This window comes from Legionella santicrucis (assembly GCF_001468135.1).
In the GTDB taxonomy this organism is placed as follows: Bacteria; Pseudomonadota; Gammaproteobacteria; order Legionellales; family Legionellaceae; genus Legionella; species Legionella santicrucis.
The window spans coordinates 1-19,825 of sequence record NZ_LNYU01000030.1 but is presented as its reverse complement, the minus strand read 5'-3'; the positions used below and the strand labels follow the sequence as shown (position 1 = coordinate 19,825).

The window sequence follows — 19,825 nt, the reverse complement described above, 5'->3', positions numbered from 1 at the left end:
CTTGATGTCACTGATTATACCTATTGCGATATATACTGTATATTGCATAAAGCATATTTCTTAGGACTACTTTAATGACTTGGCTAATTTTTTGGCGATGGATGCTCGATTTAGGATGGTTATTTTTTCTTCTGATTCTGTTTCGACACTTTTGGCAAGATAGACAGGTATTAGTACGTGCGAAATCTTGGTTAATCACCAAAGGCCGCATTACCTCTTGTGAATGGACGGAAGTGGGGCATAGTGTTTGGCCTAAAATTGAATATTCTTATCAAGTTTATGATAAAGATTTGACTGGAGAGTATTTATTTTTAGATACAGCTCATAATAATCCAAACAGTAAATATTCTCGAAGTATTGCTTATAAGGCGGCGGTGGCTTTTAAAGAGGATAAAGAAATTGATGTTTATTATAATCCCAATAATCCTGAGCAATCCGCTTTGGATGTAACTGTGCCAACCAAATTGAACATTATTTTAATTTTGATTGGCACATTCATTGTTTTGCATTTAGGGCTTATTGTTTGGCGTTATTTGGGTTAGTTGTACTCGGCGGTGCAGGGGGGCTTTCTTCTTCAATATCACATTTACAAGGCGTTTTGTTGATCACTGATTGTAGCGTGGTGATACTGTAACCCCTTACACCTTGGCCTGAGGGAGCAACCATAAAATTAATAGTTACTTTTAATTGCTGTTTTTGTTGATATTGAGGATTTTTGTATACAACTAATAACCCCATAGTGGCTTTCCAATGGGTGGAGTCAATATTAGAAATAACGGGTGGTTCAGTGGCTACAGCGCTTACATAATAAAGATTTTTTTGTACCGCCTCGGGTAATTTTGAAGCATTTAATGCATTGCTATATGCTATCCAGCCATCAGCTGTAAAGTATTTGGCTATTCTTTTTTGATCTTCTAAATAATTTTTATAACTGTATGTGTATGTGGCAACAATAGCTTCATTGGCCCAGACTGATAATTGCACTGGATCAGGTTGTGCATAAGTGAATTGAGAAAAGAACAAGAGTATTCCCAAGAAAGTTGTTAATTTTTTGTTCATGAATTATGCCTCGGTTGCCAATGGAATAGATTGATTTTAAACATTTTTGCTGACATTCACCACCTCCAATAAAAAAGTATTTGTGCCATGAGTATGCTTGAATTTTGGCAAAGAGATTTATTTTGAAGCAAAATAGGGCAAATAATGTATTTTGGTGCGAGGTTAAGAAAGAGCGTATCGTTGTCGCGGAACAAAAAAATCCCCGGCTTGAGCCGGGGTAAATCAAGTGTTTAGGTTATGAACCTAAACATTTCTTCGCTTAAGAGGGGGTAAAGCGAAGTTAAGCATTCGGGGGAAATGCTCACTATATTAGACACCTAAATTCCAGAAAAGTTCAATTTTTAATTTAATTGTTTTTGTTTATGGCAATGGATCTTAATTAAGGATACTCATCAATTGACCGATTAATCATTATAATAAGTAATTGTAGATAGATATTCATAGGCCTTTATCTATTGATTAAGCCTTCTTTATGGTATTTTATTAAGCAGTTAAACGAAATATCTAAATAACTGTAACTGCATTTTTAGTGTATACTGTTTGTTTGATTCTGCAAAGTGTATTTCGGTATATCAACCAAAGTTTATTAAGGGGGCATAGTGCGGGAAAGTCGGTTCTACTTTGCTAATCCTGATAGAGTCGGTCGATATATAAATCGTTGGGATTTACTGCTTCTTATACTTATTTTTTCTATCTTATTTTTTTTAGGTTGGGCTGGCTCGCAAATGGCTACTCCATATCAATTAGGAGAGCAGATCCCCATTTCTTTAGATCCCGCCAATCTCCCTTTTTATGCGTTGCGTACCGTATTACGTATGTTTATTGCATTATTTTTCTCCATAATCGTTACCTTTATTGTCGGTCTTTGGGCTGCTAAAAATCGGCGTGCAGAGCAGATCATTATTCCCGCTATTGATATTTTACAATCCATACCTGTCTTAAGCTTTTTATCGATTACAGTAACTGGATTTATTCACCTGTTTCCTAATAGTTTATTAGGTCCTGAGTGTGCTTCTATTTTCGCTATTTTTTGCGCCCAAGTATGGAATATGACTTTTGGTTTTTATCAATCCGTAAAAACACTGCCTCATGATTTAAAAGAAGTGGCCTCAATGTTTCGACTATCTGCATGGCAGCGTTTTTGGAAACTGGAAGTACCTTTTTCTATGTCGAGCTTATTATGGAATATGATGGTTTCTATGTCTGCAAGTTGGTTCTTTGTCGTCTTATCCGAAGCTATCTCTGTCGCACATCAAAATATTCGATTACCTGGAGTAGGTTCTTATATCGCATTAGCTATACAGCAACGCGATTTACATGCTGTAGGTTATGCAATTCTAACGATGGTTATTGTTATTTTTTTGTACGATCAAATTTTCTTTCGCCCTTTAATTGCTTGGTCCGAAAAATTTAAAGCAGAGACCTCTCATGATGAAGTGGAATACCAATCTTGGTTGGTGGATTGGATGCGTGGCAGTCGTTTAATGAAGCAATTCGCTGAAATGATTGGCGTTTTCACGGATCATTTTGTGAATGCACGCTGGTTACGGCTTAATGAGTCCAAAGCAATCAAAGAAATTGATTTAAAAAAACAAAAGCGTCTTGATAGGTTTTGGGGGGCTTTTGTATTGTTATGTGTGTTTTCTGGAGCATGGTTTTTGCTGCGCTTTATCCTTGCGGAGTTGAAAATTGCTGATATTGTTCATGTGTTTTTGCTTGGTGCTGCAACAGGGACACGTGTCATATGTTTAATCATCCTGAGCTCATTAATTTGGATTCCCATAGGTGTATGGATAGGTTTGAGGCCACGAATTGCACAAAAAATACAGCCAGTGATTCAATTCGTTGCAGCCTTTCCAGCCAATTTATTCTATCCTTTATTTGTTATTGCTATTGTTAAATTCCATTTAAATGTAGAAATTTGGGTTACTCCACTGATGATCCTTGGCACTCAATGGTATATTTTATTTAATGTAATTGCTGGTGCATCGGCAATTCCGCGTGAACTTTATCTGGCGGCAGATAATTTTGGTTTGAAAGGATGGCTTTGGTGGAAAAGATTAGCAGCACCAGGGATCTTTCCTTTTTATATTACTGGTGCCATAACTGCAGCAGGTGGTGCATGGAATGCCAGCATCGTGGCAGAATTTGTAAGTTGGGGAAATACTACGCTCAGAGCCACAGGTTTAGGTGAATACATTCAAGCCAGTACAGCAACAGGAGATTTCCCAAAAATTGCTTTAGGTACAGCGATGATGTGTTTGTATGTGCTTGCTTTTAACCACTTGATTTGGCGTCCGTTATATCGATTAGCGGAAGAACGTTTTAATTTTAATTAATAAATCATCATGTCTGAAACTATTATTTCTATAGAAAGTTTAAGTAAATCGTTTAAAAAATCATCAGAGCAAAATTTGCTTGTGCTTGAGGATGTGAATTTTAAACTACAAGAAGGTGAAATTGTTGCTTTATTAGGTAAATCTGGTTCAGGAAAATCGACGTTGTTGCGTATTATTGCTGGTCTAGTTGCTCCAACAAGCGGCTCAGTGACGTACAGAGGTAAACCAGTTATCAGACCCGTTGATGGTATTGCGATGGTTTTTCAATCTTTTGCATTGATGCCGTGGCTCACTGTATTAGAAAATGTAGAGCTTGGTCTTGAAGCACAAGGTGTTAGTCGAGAAGAGCGAAGGCATCGTGCTATTGAAGCAATTGATATTATTGGTCTTGATGGTTTTGAATCTGCTTTCCCAAAAGAATTATCTGGTGGTATGCGCCAACGTGTTGGTTTTGCGCGCGCTTTAGTTATTAACCCTGATGTTTTGTTAATGGATGAGCCTTTTTCCGCGCTTGATGTGCTTACTGCGGAAAACCTAAAATCTGACTTGTTGGAATTATGGAAAGAGAAGAAAACTAATACGAATGGAATTTTATTGGTAACCCATAATATTGAAGAAGCGGCTACTTTGGCAGATAGAATCGTTATTTTTGGTAATGATCCTGGATATATTCGTGCTGAGTTACCTGTTACTTTACCACAACCCCGTGATCCCGAATCTTCTGAATTTCGAGCTTTAGTCGATAAAATTTATACTTTAATGACCACTGGACCTAAAGAAAAAGCGAAGCGCGCACAAAGAGAACGGCAAATAGGTTTAGGTTATCGTTTGCCTGAAGTAGAGCCTTCAGAATTAACGGGTTTGATTGAAACTATGACCTCTTTTGAAGAGCGTATAGACTTGCCAGAACTTGCTGACGAACTCATGATGAATATTGATGATCTCTTTCCTATACTTGAAACATTAGAAATATTAGGTTTTGCTAAAGTTTCTGCGGGAGATATTCAATTAAGTGATTTAGGAAAGCAATTTTCAGAGGCGGATCTCCAAGAACGTAAACAATTATTTGCACAAAGATTATTGGAGAAAGTACCTCTTGCACGTTACATTCGCAGAATTTTAGATGAAAAAGTAGGTCATAGAGTTTCTGAAGAGCGATTTTTAAGTAAACTGGAAGATTACTTAAGCGAAAAAGAAGCCGAGCGTGTTTTACGTACAATGATTGATTGGGGGCGTTATGCAGAGATTTTTGCTTATGATTTTAATACAGGCATTTTAAGTTTGGAGAATCCAGGTATAGGCGCATAGAATGCGTTCCTAGCGCCTCTTTTCCAAAAAATCAATTTATTTGCTAAAAAATACTTATATTCAAGTGATTTATTTATTATTATTTGTTCAAATTGATTTAAGGTTATTTAGCATGGAGCACAAAGAAGAATATGATGAACATTTAAAAATAATCCTTCTTGGTGATAATTATGTTGGAAAATCCTGCTTATTAGCAAGTCTTTTTGGCAATGCAGATTTTAATAACTATTTCGACACTATGGGTGTTGATCAGAAAATAAAATTTCTAAGAGCCTATAATAAAACAATAAAATTACGTATTTGGGATGCTTCTGGAGCCCCAAAACTTCAGCAGATCGTTGCATCTTATTTTCATCTTGCTGATGGTGCTTTTATTTGTTTTGACCTTACTAACCTCCAATCTTTTTACAATATCAAAGCCTTAGTCGATCGTTTTAGGGCAAGTAATAAACAGGCACCCATTGTTCTTGTCGGTTGTAAAGCTGATTTAATTGAGTTGAGGAACGTATCTCACAAGGAGATTAACGAACTGGCAGACCAATTGGGTCTTACTTATATAGAGGTTTCTGCGCGTAAAGAAATTAATATTAAGGAGGGATTCAATTTATTAGCCAAGCAAATTTACTTTTTGACACAAGTAAAAAAAATTAAGCCTATTTTGGAAGAACACTATCATAATTATCTATTAAGTATGCAGAAAAATCGTCCAGGTTTGTTCTCAGCATGCAGTCAAAATTTTACTCAAGAAATTTTATTAAAGGAGGAATATGACCACAGCCTTAAGCAGTTTTTTCAAGCAACGGATCCTTCTGCCTTGAATGAGTTTTGCATCAAAGTATTAGATCTCATTGAAAGAGTGGATCAATTTTATGAGCATGAAAATCCTTGTTGGAGTATCATCTTTCGTAGTCCTCTCTCTAAAATTTTGAGGCATGCATTGGATGTTTTATGCAGTATGCCGTCAGGAATTGTTGAATTATCTGATATTAGAGAATTAATAAGCAAAGATAGGGTTTTCTGTAAAACGACATACTAAGATTTTTAAATACACCCAATGCAGCCTTTCGGCGCATAAGGTGCGAGCATTTTACCTTAAGATAAATTTAATTTTTTAGTAGGGTGCAGATGCAGGTTCGTGAGCTTTTTTTATTGAATGTATTGAATTGATTTGAAGAATCTGGAGATTTTTCAAACATACTATGCTCACTGAGTCGAGCTGTTTCCGTAGTAGATTTGAAGTCTTCTTTTGATGTTTCTTGATAACTACTTAATTGCTGTTGCGCAGCCATTTGAACAATATTTTCTTTGATTTTGGGGTAAACACAAGTATAGAAAAATTTACCATCAACTTCGATACTGCACCTTTCATAGAGTTTGGTTTTTTGCGTTTCATATTCATTTTTATACAAAGAATATTCTTGGTTTTGGGCAACAGAATATGGGCCCGGAGATGTTTTTCCATCAACTGCAAAAGCTGTTTCATCGCCAAGATGGTGCATCCAGTTAATGATTTTGTTGCTATATTCTTCGTTAATATTTTTAAATGTTATTAGCAAACGCGCGCGATCTTCCCCAGGAGCAAGTCGGAATAAGTTTGCAGTGTGAATTTTTACATCAGCTAAAGATAAAATTATATGCCCGAGCAAATCACATTTTTCTGGATTAATACGATAAGGAATTAAAAATTCTTTAAATTCTTTATGAAGTACAGAATTACTAAGAACTGATTCATTGCGATGATAACGCTCAAATAAAGCAATACTATCTAACAACATTATGAGTTGCGCATATAATTTTGGGTTTCCATTAATTTCCCGCAGCTGCAGAAAATGATTAATCTCTTGTTTGCTATTTAAGATATCTACATATAAATGTGGAAAACTCTCTAAATCATGGATGCGACCTGATAAAGTTGAGATGAAACTGATGACACTTTTTATCGTGGCTGTGAGTGATGTATTGGGGTAATTAGCCATTATTATCAGCTTTACTTCATCAAGATGCTTTTTGAGTATATTTTTAGCATTTGTTTCTAAAAGTGGGGCTGATAGTGCTTTATATTGGGCAATAATTTCAGGTTCAGCTTCTTTTAATGTTTGGAAACGGTTTTTAAAATAAAAAATAAAATACTCCATCATGGTGTCATCATTGGGTGATATCGGTTTGCCATGCAGGTACTTTTCTTCGGGGATTTTAAAGAAATTGAGTATTTTTTTGATTTGAGAAAAATCGAGTCCTGTTGCAATAGAAAATGTTATTTTTTCCATTGTTTCTTCATTATCAAAAGAAAAGCCCTGGCTGAGTTGCTCTTTATTGACTTTAATATCGGCTAATTGATAAGTAATGTAGTTAACAATTCCTGAATTAAGACTGATTCGTTCTTGCTCCAGAAATTGCTGCAGCTCTCTTTTTAGCATTGATTTCATAATGCATCCCTTCATTATTACAAAAACACAGTTAGAAGATTAAGCTGATTTTCGCGATAGATAACTCAATATTTCAAGTAAACGATCTGGGCTACCAGCCATTTGTAAATCAGTTTTATATTTATGATTTACCACGAAGGCAGGAACTGCATTAATTTGATAGCTTGCCATCAAGCTCATGCCATTTTGTACACGCATATCAATGGTTGGGGAATTCTCAAAGGCGCTTTTTGCGATTTCTCTATCCACACCTTGTGCTACAAAAAACTGGATCATTGCTTGTTTTGAATCTAATGGTTTTTTGTCTTCTTGTATTGTTTTAAATAATAAAGAATTTATTTTGTCTGAAAGAGCAAGTGTTTTCGCTGTGTAATAGGCTTTGGCATAGAGTTCCCAGGAGGGTTTAAATATTACCGGTACACGTTCAAATTGAACGCTTTTTCCTGTTTTGCTTACCCATTCATCGAGAGGGCCTTCGATTTTATAGCACCAAGGACAACCGTAACTAAAAAATTCCTCAATAACGGGGGCTTTATTTTTGTCATTTGTGGCATTTGGGTGAGTCACAATTTGATAATCTTTGCCTTCAACAAATGATGCAGCCAAGGCTATTGCTGGTAAAAGAAAAAATAAAGCAATTAATTTTTTAATCATAATTTTGTTTCCTAATGTAAACCTTCAATATAATGTGCAACAGCTTCCATGTCATCTTGGCTCATTCTACTGCTAATGTCTTGCATAATATGGTTCAAATCGTTTTTCCGTTTGCCCTCTTTAAATGCATTTAATTGTAATACAGTATAAGCAGCATGCTGACCAGAAAGAACTGGAAATCCCGCTTGGGCGTTGCCCGTGCCTTTAGGACCATGGCAGGCGATACATGCCGTGATCTTTTTTGCAAAATCTCCTCCACGATAGATTTGTTCACCTCGTTTCAGAAAGTGTTCAGGTGTACTGCCTTGAGCAAGGGGCATTTTAGCATAATATGCAGCCAAGTCATCCATGTCTTGAGCGCTCAATGTGGAAACTAGGGCATTCATTGTTGGTGCGTTACGCAAAGAGCTATCCCTCATGTCTTTAAGTTGCTTGAGAAAATATTTGGGGTGTTGTCCAGCAATATTAGGCCATTCGGGATTTGTACTATTCCCTTGTTGTCCATGACAAGCAGTACAGACAATCGTCTTATTGGTTGCGGATGTACTATCTTCTTGGGCAAAAAGAACGAGTGGCGTATATAGAATAAAAGCGAGTACAAATTTTTTCATCGATTTCTCATCATAAACTCTCAAGTAATGGTACACTGTCTTAGTTGAAATCCCAAAAAGTATTATGTTCATGTTAGAAAACCCTTATTCTAAAGCAGTATTTCTAAAAAGTGCTGCGCGCGTATGCCAGTTGCCCGATGATTCAGGCTATGAAGTTGCTTTTGCTGGACGTTCTAATGCAGGAAAGTCTAGTGCTTTAAATTGCTTAACGGGAATTAAAAACCTTGCTCGGACAAGTAAAACTCCTGGACGAACTCAGTTGATTAATTTGTTTCAGTTGGATGAAATACGTCGTCTTGTTGATTTACCAGGTTATGGTTACGCTAAAGTCGCTTTACGGGTGAAGATGGATTGGCAAGAAAATTTAGCGCATTATCTTGAGGTTAGAAAAAGTTTAAAAGGTTTGATTTTATTGATGGATATCCGACATCCTTTAAAGGAGTTGGATGTAATGATGGGTGATTGGGCGTTGGATAGAGGATTACCTGTACACATTTTATTAACCAAAGCAGATAAATTAAGTCGAAGTGAGGTAAAGAATACCGTATTCAAAGTTCGTAAGTATTACGAATTAGCGCAACATTTAATTACAGTCCAGTCTTTTTCGTCTTTAAAGAGGGACGGGATAGAAGAGTTGATTTCATTATTAAATCAATGGATGGATTTCAGCTAATCCAGAATGACCAATTCTCGTCGTGTGCACGACTGTCTTGAAATTTATTTCAAGACAGTTGCAACGAGATTAGTTATTTTAACTTAGCTGGATAACTATCTCCGGGTTTTGCTCCAACCATAACTATTGTCGCGCCATGTTTAGAATGGCTGCTAAAGCACGTGTAAGCAGGTAGGATAAAATATTCTTCTTTGTTGTAGGTTGTTGTTTTACCATTAAGATGAAGGTGAAGCGTTCCTTCTATAATGACAACAAGCAATTTATGTTTGTAAAAATGTGGTGGGTGGTTGTGGCCTGGAGGAAGTTTGGCAATTCCCCCTTCCATTTCATTAAATAAGACTGCTTGTCTGGTGGATTTGCTGTAACTATTGCCTATTGACTTCCATTGCTCATGTTTCGCCGTCCCAGATTCAAATGATTTGGCATTGCCTGTGCACTGAGCGAAACCTGGAGCGGAAAAACCTAGTAATAATACTGTACCTGCAAAGATAAAAAGTAACGCTTTACGAGAGATGTTGTTCATGTTCTTCCTTGATTTTTAGAGAGTCTTGCTAGATATAACAGCTACTTAAGTTTTTGTCTAGGTTGAGAAAAATCTGAAATTAGAGGCAAAAATGATTCAAAATTCCTCAATTTTCTCGATTATTTTTTATTGTTTGATTAAACGATTACCATAGTGGCAAATCGGTACGAGGTTACGTTCGATACTAGGAATGGTGCAGAAAAGCGCCACCAATGACCGTTTCTGCACGTTTATCATGAGGTAATGAATCATAATGAGACTACAAATATCATCCTTTAATTTCTGCATTTTCCAATACTTTTTCTGCTTGGGCTGCGCGATAATTTTTAATCGCTTCACGGTATTCAGGGTATTTATTGCCTAGGATTGTCGCTGCCAAAAGAGCAGAGTTAATGGCTCCGGCTTTACCAACTGCAAGGGTGCCTACTGGAATACCTGCGGGCATTTGGACTATAGAAAGAAGAGCGTCAAGCCCATTTGTAAAGGTGGAGGAGGGCATGGGTACTCCTAAAACGGGCAATAAGGTTTTTGCTGCAACAACACCCGGTAAATGGGCGGCTCCACCCGCTGCAGCGATAAATACTTCGACACCGCGTTGTTCTGCTGATTTTAAATAGTCAAATAAGGCATCAGGGGTGCGATGGGCAGATAAAGCGCGCACTTCATGAGGAATATTTAATTTTTCTAGAGCCAAACTGGCCTCTTCCATAATTGTCCAATCTGATTTAGAGCCCATTAATATAGATACTAGTTTATTTGACATACCCCCTCCATTGATTTGCTGTTTAAGATGTATAATGACAAATAGTTTGTATTGCCTCAACTAAGGCAATCCCTTCCAACTCTTGTACCCTGGCTTTTAAAAGTTCAGGTGTATCATTTAGTCTGACAGGGCATTTTTTTTGTAAAATAATAGGCCCTGCATCTACTTCTTCAGTTACATAGTGTACGGTACATCCTGTTTCAATTTCATCTGCATCTAAAACAGCTTGATGCACCTCAAGATTCATCAGGCCTGCGTAGGCAGGTAAAAGTGACGGGTGAATGTTAATAATTCTATTTTCCCAGGCTAAAACAAATTCAGCAGATAAAATACGCATATAGCCAATGAGCACAATAAGTTCAATTTGATGTTGCTTGAGTATATCAGATAAACAATTGTCGAATTCAATTCGGCTTAAATCCCGTGAATTAATAAACATAGATTTAATACCAAAATGAGTTGCTTTTTCTAGAATGAGCGCATCTGCCTTATTGCTTAGTACCAATTCAATCGAGGCGGCCAGATTTTTTTGATTAACAGCCTCAACAAGTACATTAAGGTTAGTCCCTCTGGTCGAACCTAAAACGGCGATGCGGGTCATAACGCACGTATCCTTAACATTTGTTCAATGCGTTGCTGAATTAAAGGTTTAGTCCCTATATCCTGGCGATGGAATAAAGGCCCTTCAATTAATGAAATTTCATGTTCGGCTTTTGCTTCTGCTGCAAAAATTGAATCCGCAATACCCACATAAGCGGCTGTGCGAGAACCTACAGCAATGATTTGTTTTTCCACTTGATTGACTGAGGCAAGGTATAAATGGTTTTGGCAGGTAATTTTTGAAAAATCGATAGCAAAATTTTTCCTAGGTGAATCTGGATACCCTTCAGGAACTGTATATTTACAAACAGTGGCTTGTTTTGCAAACTTCACTTTATCTTCATGCAAATGACCATTTACTAGCGACTGACAAAGAGTTACAAAATCAGATTCTAAAATCGAGAGCACATTTAAGGCCTCGGGATCTCCAAAACGTGCATTAAATTCGATGACGTAAATCCCATTTTGAGTCGCGATAAAGCTTCCATATAAAATACCAATGTATTTCTCATTGCATTCATGAGATAAGGCGCGAAAAACGGCATTGTTAATCGCTAAAGCATCATGCACTTCATCTATAGTTAAAAAGGGTAAACTATGATTGGCATCTGAATAACTACCCATTCCACCAGTATTGGGGCCGCGATCGCCATCATAAGCACGTTTATGATCTTGGACTAAAGGCATGGGAATGAGGTGTTTTCCATCTGCGAAACACATCAATGAAAATTCCTGGCCAATAAGTTTTTCTTCAATGAGGATGGTCTGATTTTGATTAAGAATTTCCTGACAAAAACTCATAGCCTCTGTGATTGAATGCAAATGCTCTCCAGCTACTTTGACGCCTTTACCCCCCATTAAACCGTTTGCTTTAATCACATAATTACCTTCGCCCAGTTCATTAAGAAAAGATTCTATATGATTTAGGTTCGTGAATTTTTTATAACGGGGTAAGCCAGGGACATCGTATTTCTGCATGAGGTCGCGAGCAAATTCTTTAGATGTTTCAATTTGTGCCAGGATTTTTTTAGGGCCAATTGTAGGAATGTCAGCCTGCCATAATGCATCAGCCATTCCTCTTTCTAGAGGTGCTTCAGGGCCAATAATTGCTAAATCAATCGCCCAAAGTTTTGCTTTAGATAAGACAGCGACACAATCAGTAATATCGCCAGTACAATACTGAACTGTTAATTGATGAATACCAGGATTAACTGCCGTACCATAACAAAATAAAGATGGATTTTGTGGCGAGCGATGCAATGTTTTGATGAGGGCATGCTCACGTGCGCCAGAACCTATAATAAGAATATTCATTCTATCAAGTCCTCTTTTTGTGATGGGTTATTATGTCGTCCTGTTTCACGCTGTAGCTCCAATTGTTGCATTTTTTCTTGAGTGATCCTTTTGCAGAAATAATCGCCATCCATACATGCCATACATGGTTTTTTGATTTGATGTTCACCACGACGGGTGACGGCCTCAACCAAATCTTTCTGTGCTTGATACAGTAAAACATCGACACCCAGATAGTTTGCAATTTCTTCCTCAGTTTGATTTGCTGCAATGAGTTCTTTACGTGAGGGGATATCGATACCGCTGAAACAGGGATTTTTAAGTGGGGGAGAGGTCGAAGCAAAATAAATTTTTTTTGCTCCAAACTCCCTGACCATTTTGATAATTTCACGAGAGGTAGTTCCTCGTACAATACTATCATCAATAATCATTACCACTTTATTTTCGATTTCAGTCCGTTGCGGGGTTAATTTATAGCGAATATTACGAGTTCTTGCCTTTTGGTTAGGCATAATGAATGTGCGACCGATAAAGGGGTTTTTATACAAACCTTCAGAATATCTTACTCCTAACTCATGGGCAAAAGATAACGCGGCTGTATTTGCAGTAAATGGTGCTGGAATAACCACATCAGGGATCATATCGGGATGAATTTTTTTCCATTGGAGAGCTAGATTTTGCCCCATGCGCAAGCGAGCTCGGTACACGCTGACATTATTCAATGTTGCATCAGGACGAGCAAAATAAACATATTCAAAAACACAGGGTCTAAATTGTTCTTTTTTAAGTATGCGGCGATGCAGTTTCCCATTAAGATCAACATAGGCTACTTCACCGGGTAATATATCTCCTTGCGGTTCGAATCCTAATGCATAGAAGGGTGTCGTTTCTGAAGCAAAAATTGTGTCCACAGTTCCATCGGCGTTTTGCCGTGTACCCCAAACTAAGGGGCGAATCCCATGTGGATCACGAAAGGCGACGAGTCCTTTGCCAATGACCACGGAGACAATGGAATAAGCGCCTTCAATTCGTTTAAAAACATAGGATACTGCTTTGGTAAGTAGTTCAAAAAAGCTTTCATAATCCTCTTCAATACTGTAAGCACTACTTGCTAGTTTGTCCGCAAACAGAAGCAATAAGGCTTCAGAATCAAGAGATGTGTTGAGATGACGATGTTGCTTTAAACGAATCTCATCCGCTAGTTCCTGATAATTAGATAGATTGCCGTTATGCGCCAATGCAATACCGCGCGGGCTACCAATCCATAGGGGTTGAACATCAGTTGTGGTATAACCTCCCGCGGTGGGATAACGAACATGGCCAATACCTATATTGCCTTGAAGTGATAAGATGTTTTCGGGAGTAAAAATTTCTCGTACTAAACCTAAGCCATGTTTTGTATAAAAACGCTGATCACAGGTGAGTAGGCCCGCTGCATCTTGTCCTCGATGTTGCAGGTGAATTAGGCTCTCATACAATTCAGAGGCTACTGGTTCATGACTGTAAATACCTACTATCCCACACATGGATGAGCCTACCTCAAATAATTGGTAATATGGCGCATAATCCGTTGCTCGGCCGGTTCTTTATGCGCTGTAAAATTAAATTTTTTACCGGTAATTCGTTCATAAAGTTGAATATAACGAGCGGAGAGTTCTGCAACTAATTCTTGAGGCGCTTGGGGGAGTTCTTCATCGTTGTAAGGATCTGAGTTTTTAGCAAACCATAAGCGTAAGAATTCTTTGTCTATATTTTCAGGTTCTAATCCCGCGGCAATACGTGTTTGATAACTGTCAGCCAACCAGTATCGACTCGAGTCAGGAGTATGAATTTCATCAACGACTCTAATTGTTCCCTCCGCATCACGACCAAATTCATACTTGGTATCTACTAATATCAAACCATGATCGCGAGCGATTTCAGCACCACGCTGATAGAGTTTGAGTGCTAAGGTACTTACTTCCAGCCAATCATCCTCACTCATCCATCCTTCAGAAATAATTTCAGCTGGAGAAATAGGACGGTCGTGAATTTTTTCTTTAGTAGTTGGTGTCAAAACCGCTTGTTCCAGTTTTTGGTTTTTTCTTAATCCTTCTGGAAAGCTAATGCCACAGTAGTCGCGTATGCCATTTTGATATTGAGTCCACAACGAAGTACTTGTTGTGCCACTAATATAGCCTCTTACTACAAATTCAATCGGAAAAACGGTGCATTTTTTAGCAATAACCACATTGGGATCGGGAACGGCAATGATATGATTAGGGACAAGATTTTTTGTTTGTTCAAACCACCATGCGCTGGTTAAATTGAGTACAGCTCCCTTGTAAGGGATTAAAGCCAAATGCCGATCAAAAGCGCTGAGCCTATCCGTCGTCACAAGCATGATGGAATCACCAAGATCATAAGCATCTCTTACTTTCCCTTGATATTTTTCACCTATAGGCAAGTTTGTTTGATCAAGGCAAAAAGCCAAAGCTTCTTGAATTTCATTACTATAATGAGTAGTTGTAGCATTCATGAGCATGTGGATTCCCAATAATGTGAGTTAACAAAATATGATCGGAAAGCGTAGTGATATCGACTTCAGCGCTAGTAAACTGCCATAAAACACCATGATTTATTTTATTGATTTTTGGAACTGTATAATGGGTCTTAAGTGTTTGTAATGTTTGTTGTCCTTTTAAGTCCTCTTGAGGACGAACAAGATAGGCCGAAGTATTTTGAGAACGAAACTCGCTTAAGCAAATTTCTCGTTCTTTGCGATCAGAATATAAAAGTCCCGTTTTTTTCAATGACTCAAAACTTTCTAGCGAATCACAATCAACTTCCCAATGCTCAAAGCGGTTCACGGTGACGGGGAGACCTAAGCGTCTTAAGGTTTTTTGTACCGTTAATGCTTGGTTATCAGTAATAATAAGCTTAACAAGGCACTGGTAATTATTTGGATTTTTACTAAAGTGTTGTGATTTTTGAGGCAGCTTAGAGGCGGGCAAAGCAGCCATCTGAGATGGTTCGTTAAGAGGGCACCTGTCTTTTATATAATCACGCATGGAGGTAAAAATAGGATCACCATGAACAGTACGCTCAGGGTGGGGCATCATTGCCATCACATTCCCTGCTTGGTTTGTAATTGCGGCAATATTCCCAGCAGAACCATTAGGATTGATGGGGAAATTATCAATAATAGTGCCTTCAGCATTACAGTATTGAAAAAGATTTAAACCTTGCTCCTCGATTTGATTTAATAAAGAGTCAGGCATAAGAAAACGCCCTTGGGCATGTGCGATGGGGAGATGGATTAAATCAGCGCTTGAAAGATGACGAGTGAACGCGTTATGTTGATGCTTATCCGACAAGCGCATATGAACCCAAGCATTATAAAAACCTGTTCCTATGATTTTGCGATTTACTATACGTTTATTTTCGGTAAGGGCCATATGAATATCATGATTCTCAAGCCCAGGTACTAAACCTGATTCAACTAAGATTTGTGCGCCATTGCAAATTCCTAGCACCGGTTTACCTTGTTCACTTTGCGCTTTGATTTCTTGGATTACGGGATCAAGTGCGGCAATAATTCCGGCGCGGGAGCGATCTTCATAAGAAAAACCACCAACAAGAATATAACCATCCAAACAGCGCAACTTCTCTAGAGATTCATTCCACAGAAACTCAACTGGCTCCATTCCTGCACGTTTTACCGCAAGCGCTGTTTCACGTTCACAATTAGATCCTGGAAATTGAATTAATCCTATGCGTATCATAAAAGCGTCACCTTTTGCTCTCCTCTTATGACGTGTCCAATTTCATAAAGAGGGTAGGATGGAAAATCACGCAATACTTCGCGAATGGCAGAGAGTGTTTCTGGGGCTATAAAAAGAACCAAACCTGCACCCATATTAAAAGTGCGATACATTTGCTCATCATCAAGATGACCTAATTTGCGTAATAAATTAAATATTGGAAGCTCGGGGATTAATTTTTTGTGAATTTCAACCGCACAATTTTTAGGGAGAATACGGGGGATATTCTCCAGTAAACCGCCCCCAGTGATGTGTGCCATTCCCTTAATCGGAATGTTCTTTTCCAAAATGCTTAATATGGGGCGCGTATAATTAATATGGGGGGCCAAGAGCTCTTCACCAATAGTATGAGTAAAATCTTGAAATTGGGATTCCACTTTGTAACCTGCAACGTCAAAAAGTAATTTTCTTGCCAATGAATAACCATTGGTGTGCAAGCCACTTGAAGGAAAGGCGACTACAACATCTCCTGCACTTATTTCTTTTCCTTCGATGGCTTTACTTTTTTCCACGACTCCAGTAATCACTCCCACTAAATCGTGTTCGCCAGGAAGATAAGTTCCGGGCATTTCAGCAGTTTCACCACCCACTAAAGAAATTTGATTTTCTTGGCATGCTTTTACCATACCACGAATAATTTGTTCGATAATTTCGGGTTTTAATTTATCATTGGCAATATAATCAAGAAGGGTAAGTGGTTTTGCACCCAAAACAATAATGTCATTGGTCGTTGCACTTACTAGATCGATGCCGATGGTGTCAAATTTTTGCATCATTTTGGCCACCATCATTTTAGTGCCCACCCCGTCAATGCTTTGCACAAGAACAGGATGCTCATAATGATGGATAAGACTTTTAAGATCATACATGGCACCAAAGCTGCCGATTCCCGTAAGTACTTGGGGTGAAAAAGTACTTTCTACAGCTTGTTTAATACTGCGAACCGCTTCGTTGCCTGCTTCTATATCCACACCTGCAGCTTTATAATCGATAATTGACATTTATATGAGCCTCTCAACTAAACCATTTTTCCAGGCAGTTTTTGCTGCACTAACTGATAGATGAACTACGGAATTCATCATCAAGGTTGGGGTTGCTGTTGTTTCACCTATTGCATGGAATGCTATTGAATGATCCTGAAATAGCGTTTCTATTTTGTTTAAATGTTGCGGAGAAACTTCGAGGATAAATCCTCCACTTTCCGAGAATAATTTTTTATCATTAGGCAAATCACCAGGAATAAAAACATCCACACCAATTTCATTTTTAAAGCTCATTTCCGCAAGAGTAACGGCAATACCACCCTCCGAAATGTCGTGAGCTGAAAGAATCAACCCTTTTTGCATGGTGAGATGGATCACACTAATTTCGTTGGCAAATGAAATAAGATCAGGTTTGGGCAATTGGCTGCCGAGCTGATGGTGCAATTGGTAATAAACACTACCACCACATTCATCCTTACGTTCTCCAACCATGAGTAATACAGAATTGGTTTGTTTCAAGTCGTAGGTTATTGCTTTGGAATAGTCACTGATAGCACCTACACAACTGATAATAGGGCTTGGAGGAATAGCCCCTTGAGCGGATTCATTATAAAGAGATACATTGCCTGAGATAATGGGCAAACAAGCATCATGATGGAGCATTTTCACTGCTTTACATGCATCGGTGATTCCTTGTACGGCAGCAACAAATTCCCCCATTTGAAATTCATTTTCTGGATTGCCGAAACACAGACAGTCCGTCAGTGCAAGAGGCCATGCGCCCACCGCAATGATGTTACGTACTGATTCTATAACTGCGTTAACAGCCCCCCAATAAGCGTCAATTTTATTGTAACGAGGGTTATGATCAACAGATAAAGCCACACCTGTTTGGCGAATTTCTTCAGGATATTTATCTTCATTAAATGGAGCAATCAAGCCTGCATCAGCCCACCCTGGCTCAAGAACAGAACGACCTTGAACTTGCTTATCATAGCTTTCATAAATAGGAGCACGAGAGGCAATGTTCTCATGAGAAAGCAACAGCAATAATTGTTCATTGAAATTGTCAATGGTAAATGGTGCTGGTTCAATATGGGTTGGTTGTTTTATTTGGTAAGGCCTATCGTAGAGTATGCCTTTAGTAATATCTTTGGCTTGCGCGGAAACAATCTCTTTGTCTTGTGCTTTAACCACATACAAACCATCATTTCTGATTTTTCCTACAACCGTTGCTTGTGCGCCATCACAGATTTCTGGAAGCGCAAAACGTTCGTTGTAATGTTTTAAGAAAGTATCTACCAGGTCTTGAGGCACGACCCACATAAAACGTTCTTGGGTTTCAGAACATAAAATGACTGCGGGAAGTAAATTATCCATGCTAGTAGGAACCAGATCCAGATTAATTTCTGCACCATAACCACTTGCTTCTGCTAATTCAACACTGGCACAAGCAATTCCACCTGCGCCTAAGTCTTTAAAACCAACTCGATCAATGAGGTTATTTTCACGTAGGAATTCAAACATGGCATAATTTGCTTTAAGAATATGTCGTTGTAAAAACGCATTAGGCTCTTGGACCGCCCCTTTATTTTGCTCTTGTTGTTCCTCACTGAGGGTTGCCGAAGCAAAGGCCGCACCACCAAAGCCACTATTATCTGTTGGTTTGCCTACTAAGATAAATTGATAATCTTCTGCGTGAGTGGGGGCATAAGAATGAATAATATGGTCCTCTCGGACTACACCTAAAGTTACTACTGTTACTAGGCAATTTTCATTATAAGCTTCATCATAATAAGTGTCACCGGCGAGATTAGGGATGCCAAGTGGATTCGCATATCCAGCAATACCCTGAACTACCCCTTGATGAATCCATTTTGTTTTCGCACGATTAATGTCTCCGAAGCGTAAGCTGTCTGCAACGGCAATCACTTCTGCTCCCATACAGCAGACATCACGTACATTACCGCCTACTCCAGTAGCTGCTCCTTCGAAGGGTACGAGTTGTGAAGGATGATTATGCGACTCATGGCTCACAACAATACCGTAGCGTCGCTCTTGTTTATCAGTAGCTACAGCAACAATTCCTGCATCTTCTTTGGGGCCTAAGATAACATGAGGGGCTTGAGTAATGAATTGATTTAAATGTTTACGACTGCTTTTATAAGAACAATGTTCCGAACCTTGAATGGACCATAAGACGCATTCTGCATAGGTGGGCGGCCGCTTTAATAAGGAGTTCTGAATAGTGAGTGCTTCATCAGGTGTTAGGCGCAGGTTAAAACGTTGGAGTAAATGAGCTATTTCATCCAAGGACAATTGAGAAAAATCAAAACAATCCGGTGTTTCTAGCATTTTAAGTAAAGACCATCAGCTAAAACGTCAACAGATTGTAATCTTATTTCTGATAAAAAGCAACAAAAAATTTGTCATTTAGTTATCAAATTGATCAAAATTTTTCTGAAAAATGAGATCCTTTTTTCAAAAAATTCATGTGAGTCGTTTGCTGTTACGGAATTTAACTTAATGAATAAAAATAATAAATTTATTAAATAAAGTTTTTTTTCTTGCAAAGAGATGAATCTATGATAAAAAAACATTTAATATCATATTATAAAAGCAATTATATGGATTAATAATAATCAAATCGATACAATATTGGATATTGAGATAAGTAAGATACACTATGCGCGATATCGTTTGCCGTAATAGGTCACCCCTAATAAACTTTAAAGAAGTTTATTAGGAGAACTGATCCTCTTTATATTCTAACCAAAGCTACCGCCAAAA

At 38.2% G+C, this 19,825-nt stretch carries 18 protein-coding genes; 5 read left to right on the top strand and 13 right to left on the bottom strand.

Features of this window, described 5'->3' with window-relative positions; translation table 11 throughout:
- Nucleotides 1-74 precede the first annotated feature (74 nt).
- The gene (locus Lsan_RS07290; RefSeq protein ID WP_058513849.1) at nt 75-542 is read left to right on the top strand and encodes a DUF3592 domain-containing protein; all 468 of its coding nucleotides are present in this window, start codon (nt 75-77) and stop codon (nt 540-542) included.
- On the opposite strand, the gene Lsan_RS07285 is transcribed toward Lsan_RS07290, so the two are convergent.
- A complete protein-coding gene (locus Lsan_RS07285; protein WP_058513848.1) occupies nt 517-1,059 on the bottom strand; it encodes a DotI/IcmL family type IV secretion protein in 543 nt (180 codons plus the stop codon). The genes Lsan_RS07290 and Lsan_RS07285 overlap by 26 nt on opposite strands.
- Before the next feature lie 599 nt (nt 1,060-1,658).
- Here Lsan_RS07285 and Lsan_RS07280 point away from each other — a divergent pair.
- The 3 genes from Lsan_RS07280 to Lsan_RS07270 all read left to right on the top strand — a co-directional run bounded on the left by Lsan_RS07280 (nt 1,659) and on the right by Lsan_RS07270 (nt 5,742).
- Nucleotides 1,659-3,398, top strand: a complete 1,740-nt coding sequence (locus Lsan_RS07280; protein WP_133134314.1) for an ABC transporter permease — start codon at nt 1,659-1,661, stop codon at nt 3,396-3,398.
- 9 nt (nt 3,399-3,407) lie between these two features.
- Nucleotides 3,408-4,706, top strand: coding sequence for an ABC transporter ATP-binding protein (locus tag Lsan_RS07275; RefSeq protein ID WP_058513846.1), 1,299 nt, complete (start codon nt 3,408-3,410; stop codon nt 4,704-4,706).
- Nucleotides 4,707-4,818: 112 nt separating this feature from the next.
- Nucleotides 4,819-5,742, top strand: a complete 924-nt coding sequence (locus Lsan_RS07270; protein ID WP_058513845.1) for a Rab family GTPase — start codon at nt 4,819-4,821, stop codon at nt 5,740-5,742.
- 67 nt (nt 5,743-5,809) lie between these two features.
- Here Lsan_RS07270 and Lsan_RS07265 read toward each other — a convergent pair whose 3' ends face one another.
- The 3 genes from Lsan_RS07265 to Lsan_RS07255 are packed head-to-tail and all read right to left on the bottom strand — an operon-like array spanning nt 5,810 to nt 8,397.
- Complete coding sequence (locus Lsan_RS07265) at nt 5,810-7,132, bottom strand: hypothetical protein (RefSeq protein WP_058513844.1); 1,323 nt, start codon at nt 7,130-7,132, stop codon at nt 5,810-5,812.
- A gap of 39 nt (nt 7,133-7,171) precedes the next feature.
- Nucleotides 7,172-7,786 (bottom strand): thiol:disulfide interchange protein DsbA/DsbL, encoded by a 615-nt coding sequence (locus Lsan_RS07260; protein WP_058513843.1) that lies wholly within the window; start codon nt 7,784-7,786, stop codon nt 7,172-7,174.
- 11 nt (nt 7,787-7,797) lie between these two features.
- Nucleotides 7,798-8,397 (bottom strand): c-type cytochrome, encoded by a 600-nt coding sequence (locus Lsan_RS07255; RefSeq protein ID WP_058513842.1) that lies wholly within the window; start codon nt 8,395-8,397, stop codon nt 7,798-7,800.
- 70 nt (nt 8,398-8,467) lie between these two features.
- On the opposite strand from Lsan_RS07255, the gene yihA reads away from it, so the two are divergent.
- Nucleotides 8,468-9,070: a ribosome biogenesis GTP-binding protein YihA/YsxC gene (gene yihA / locus Lsan_RS07250; protein WP_058513841.1), complete on the top strand. Its 603-nt coding sequence runs from the start codon at nt 8,468-8,470 to the stop codon at nt 9,068-9,070.
- Nucleotides 9,071-9,143: 73 nt separating this feature from the next.
- On the opposite strand, the gene Lsan_RS07245 is transcribed toward yihA, so the two are convergent.
- The 9 genes from Lsan_RS07245 to purL form a co-directional block, all read right to left on the bottom strand.
- Complete coding sequence (locus tag Lsan_RS07245; protein WP_058513840.1) at nt 9,144-9,593, bottom strand: cupin domain-containing protein; 450 nt, start codon at nt 9,591-9,593, stop codon at nt 9,144-9,146.
- 268 nt (nt 9,594-9,861) lie between these two features.
- Nucleotides 9,862-10,356: a 5-(carboxyamino)imidazole ribonucleotide mutase gene (purE, locus tag Lsan_RS07240; protein WP_058513839.1), complete on the bottom strand. Its 495-nt coding sequence runs from the start codon at nt 10,354-10,356 to the stop codon at nt 9,862-9,864.
- Between the two features lie 22 nt (nt 10,357-10,378).
- Nucleotides 10,379-10,957, bottom strand: a complete 579-nt coding sequence (gene purN, locus Lsan_RS07235; protein ID WP_058513838.1) for a phosphoribosylglycinamide formyltransferase — start codon at nt 10,955-10,957, stop codon at nt 10,379-10,381.
- On the bottom strand, nt 10,954-12,270 hold the full coding sequence (purD, locus tag Lsan_RS07230) for a phosphoribosylamine--glycine ligase (protein ID WP_058513837.1): 1,317 nt from the start codon (nt 12,268-12,270) through the stop codon (nt 10,954-10,956). Before purD ends, purN begins: the two co-directional genes overlap by 4 nt.
- The gene (purF, locus tag Lsan_RS07225) at nt 12,267-13,775 is read right to left on the bottom strand and encodes an amidophosphoribosyltransferase (protein ID WP_058513836.1); all 1,509 of its coding nucleotides are present in this window, start codon (nt 13,773-13,775) and stop codon (nt 12,267-12,269) included. The genes purD and purF overlap by 4 nt, the downstream gene beginning before the upstream one ends.
- A gap of 8 nt (nt 13,776-13,783) precedes the next feature.
- Nucleotides 13,784-14,773: a phosphoribosylaminoimidazolesuccinocarboxamide synthase gene (locus Lsan_RS07220; RefSeq protein ID WP_058513835.1), complete on the bottom strand. Its 990-nt coding sequence runs from the start codon at nt 14,771-14,773 to the stop codon at nt 13,784-13,786.
- Nucleotides 14,742-16,013 carry a phosphoribosylformylglycinamidine synthase I gene (purQ, locus tag Lsan_RS07215; protein WP_058513834.1) on the bottom strand — a complete coding sequence of 424 codons (1,272 nt, stop codon included), beginning with the start codon at nt 16,011-16,013 and terminating at the stop codon, nt 14,742-14,744. Before purQ ends, Lsan_RS07220 begins: the two co-directional genes overlap by 32 nt.
- Entirely contained in the window at nt 16,010-17,053 is a 1,044-nt protein-coding gene (gene purM / locus Lsan_RS07210) for a phosphoribosylformylglycinamidine cyclo-ligase (protein ID WP_058513833.1), read from the bottom strand. Before purM ends, purQ begins: the two co-directional genes overlap by 4 nt.
- Entirely contained in the window at nt 17,054-19,390 is a 2,337-nt protein-coding gene (gene purL, locus Lsan_RS07205) for a phosphoribosylformylglycinamidine synthase subunit PurL (protein WP_058513832.1), read from the bottom strand. It abuts the gene before it with no gap.
- Nucleotides 19,391-19,825 lie beyond the last annotated feature (435 nt).

Coding starts and splice junctions, on each gene's coding strand:
- purE (WP_058513839.1), bottom strand. CDS start 10,356: ATGTCAAATAAACTAGTATCTATATTAATGGGCTCTAAATCAGATTGG.
- Lsan_RS07265 (WP_058513844.1), bottom strand. CDS start 7,132: ATGAAATCAATGCTAAAAAGAGAGCTGCAGCAATTTCTGGAGCAAGAA.
- purN (WP_058513838.1), bottom strand. CDS start 10,957: ATGACCCGCATCGCCGTTTTAGGTTCGACCAGAGGGACTAACCTTAAT.
- purD (WP_058513837.1), bottom strand. CDS start 12,270: ATGAATATTCTTATTATAGGTTCTGGCGCACGTGAGCATGCCCTCATC.
- Lsan_RS07255 (WP_058513842.1), bottom strand. CDS start 8,397: ATGAAAAAATTTGTACTCGCTTTTATTCTATATACGCCACTCGTTCTT.
- Lsan_RS07245 (WP_058513840.1), bottom strand. CDS start 9,593: ATGAACAACATCTCTCGTAAAGCGTTACTTTTTATCTTTGCAGGTACA.
- purM (WP_058513833.1), bottom strand. CDS start 17,053: ATGTCAATTATCGATTATAAAGCTGCAGGTGTGGATATAGAAGCAGGC.
- Lsan_RS07275 (WP_058513846.1), top strand. CDS start 3,408: ATGTCTGAAACTATTATTTCTATAGAAAGTTTAAGTAAATCGTTTAAA.
- Lsan_RS07290 (WP_058513849.1), top strand. CDS start 75: ATGACTTGGCTAATTTTTTGGCGATGGATGCTCGATTTAGGATGGTTA.
- purQ (WP_058513834.1), bottom strand. CDS start 16,013: ATGATACGCATAGGATTAATTCAATTTCCAGGATCTAATTGTGAACGT.
- Lsan_RS07285 (WP_058513848.1), bottom strand. CDS start 1,059: ATGAACAAAAAATTAACAACTTTCTTGGGAATACTCTTGTTCTTTTCT.
- purL (WP_058513832.1), bottom strand. CDS start 19,390: ATGCTAGAAACACCGGATTGTTTTGATTTTTCTCAATTGTCCTTGGAT.
- Lsan_RS07220 (WP_058513835.1), bottom strand. CDS start 14,773: ATGCTCATGAATGCTACAACTACTCATTATAGTAATGAAATTCAAGAA.
- Lsan_RS07260 (WP_058513843.1), bottom strand. CDS start 7,786: ATGATTAAAAAATTAATTGCTTTATTTTTTCTTTTACCAGCAATAGCC.
- Lsan_RS07270 (WP_058513845.1), top strand. CDS start 4,819: ATGGAGCACAAAGAAGAATATGATGAACATTTAAAAATAATCCTTCTT.
- purF (WP_058513836.1), bottom strand. CDS start 13,775: ATGTGTGGGATAGTAGGTATTTACAGTCATGAACCAGTAGCCTCTGAA.
- yihA (WP_058513841.1), top strand. CDS start 8,468: ATGTTAGAAAACCCTTATTCTAAAGCAGTATTTCTAAAAAGTGCTGCG.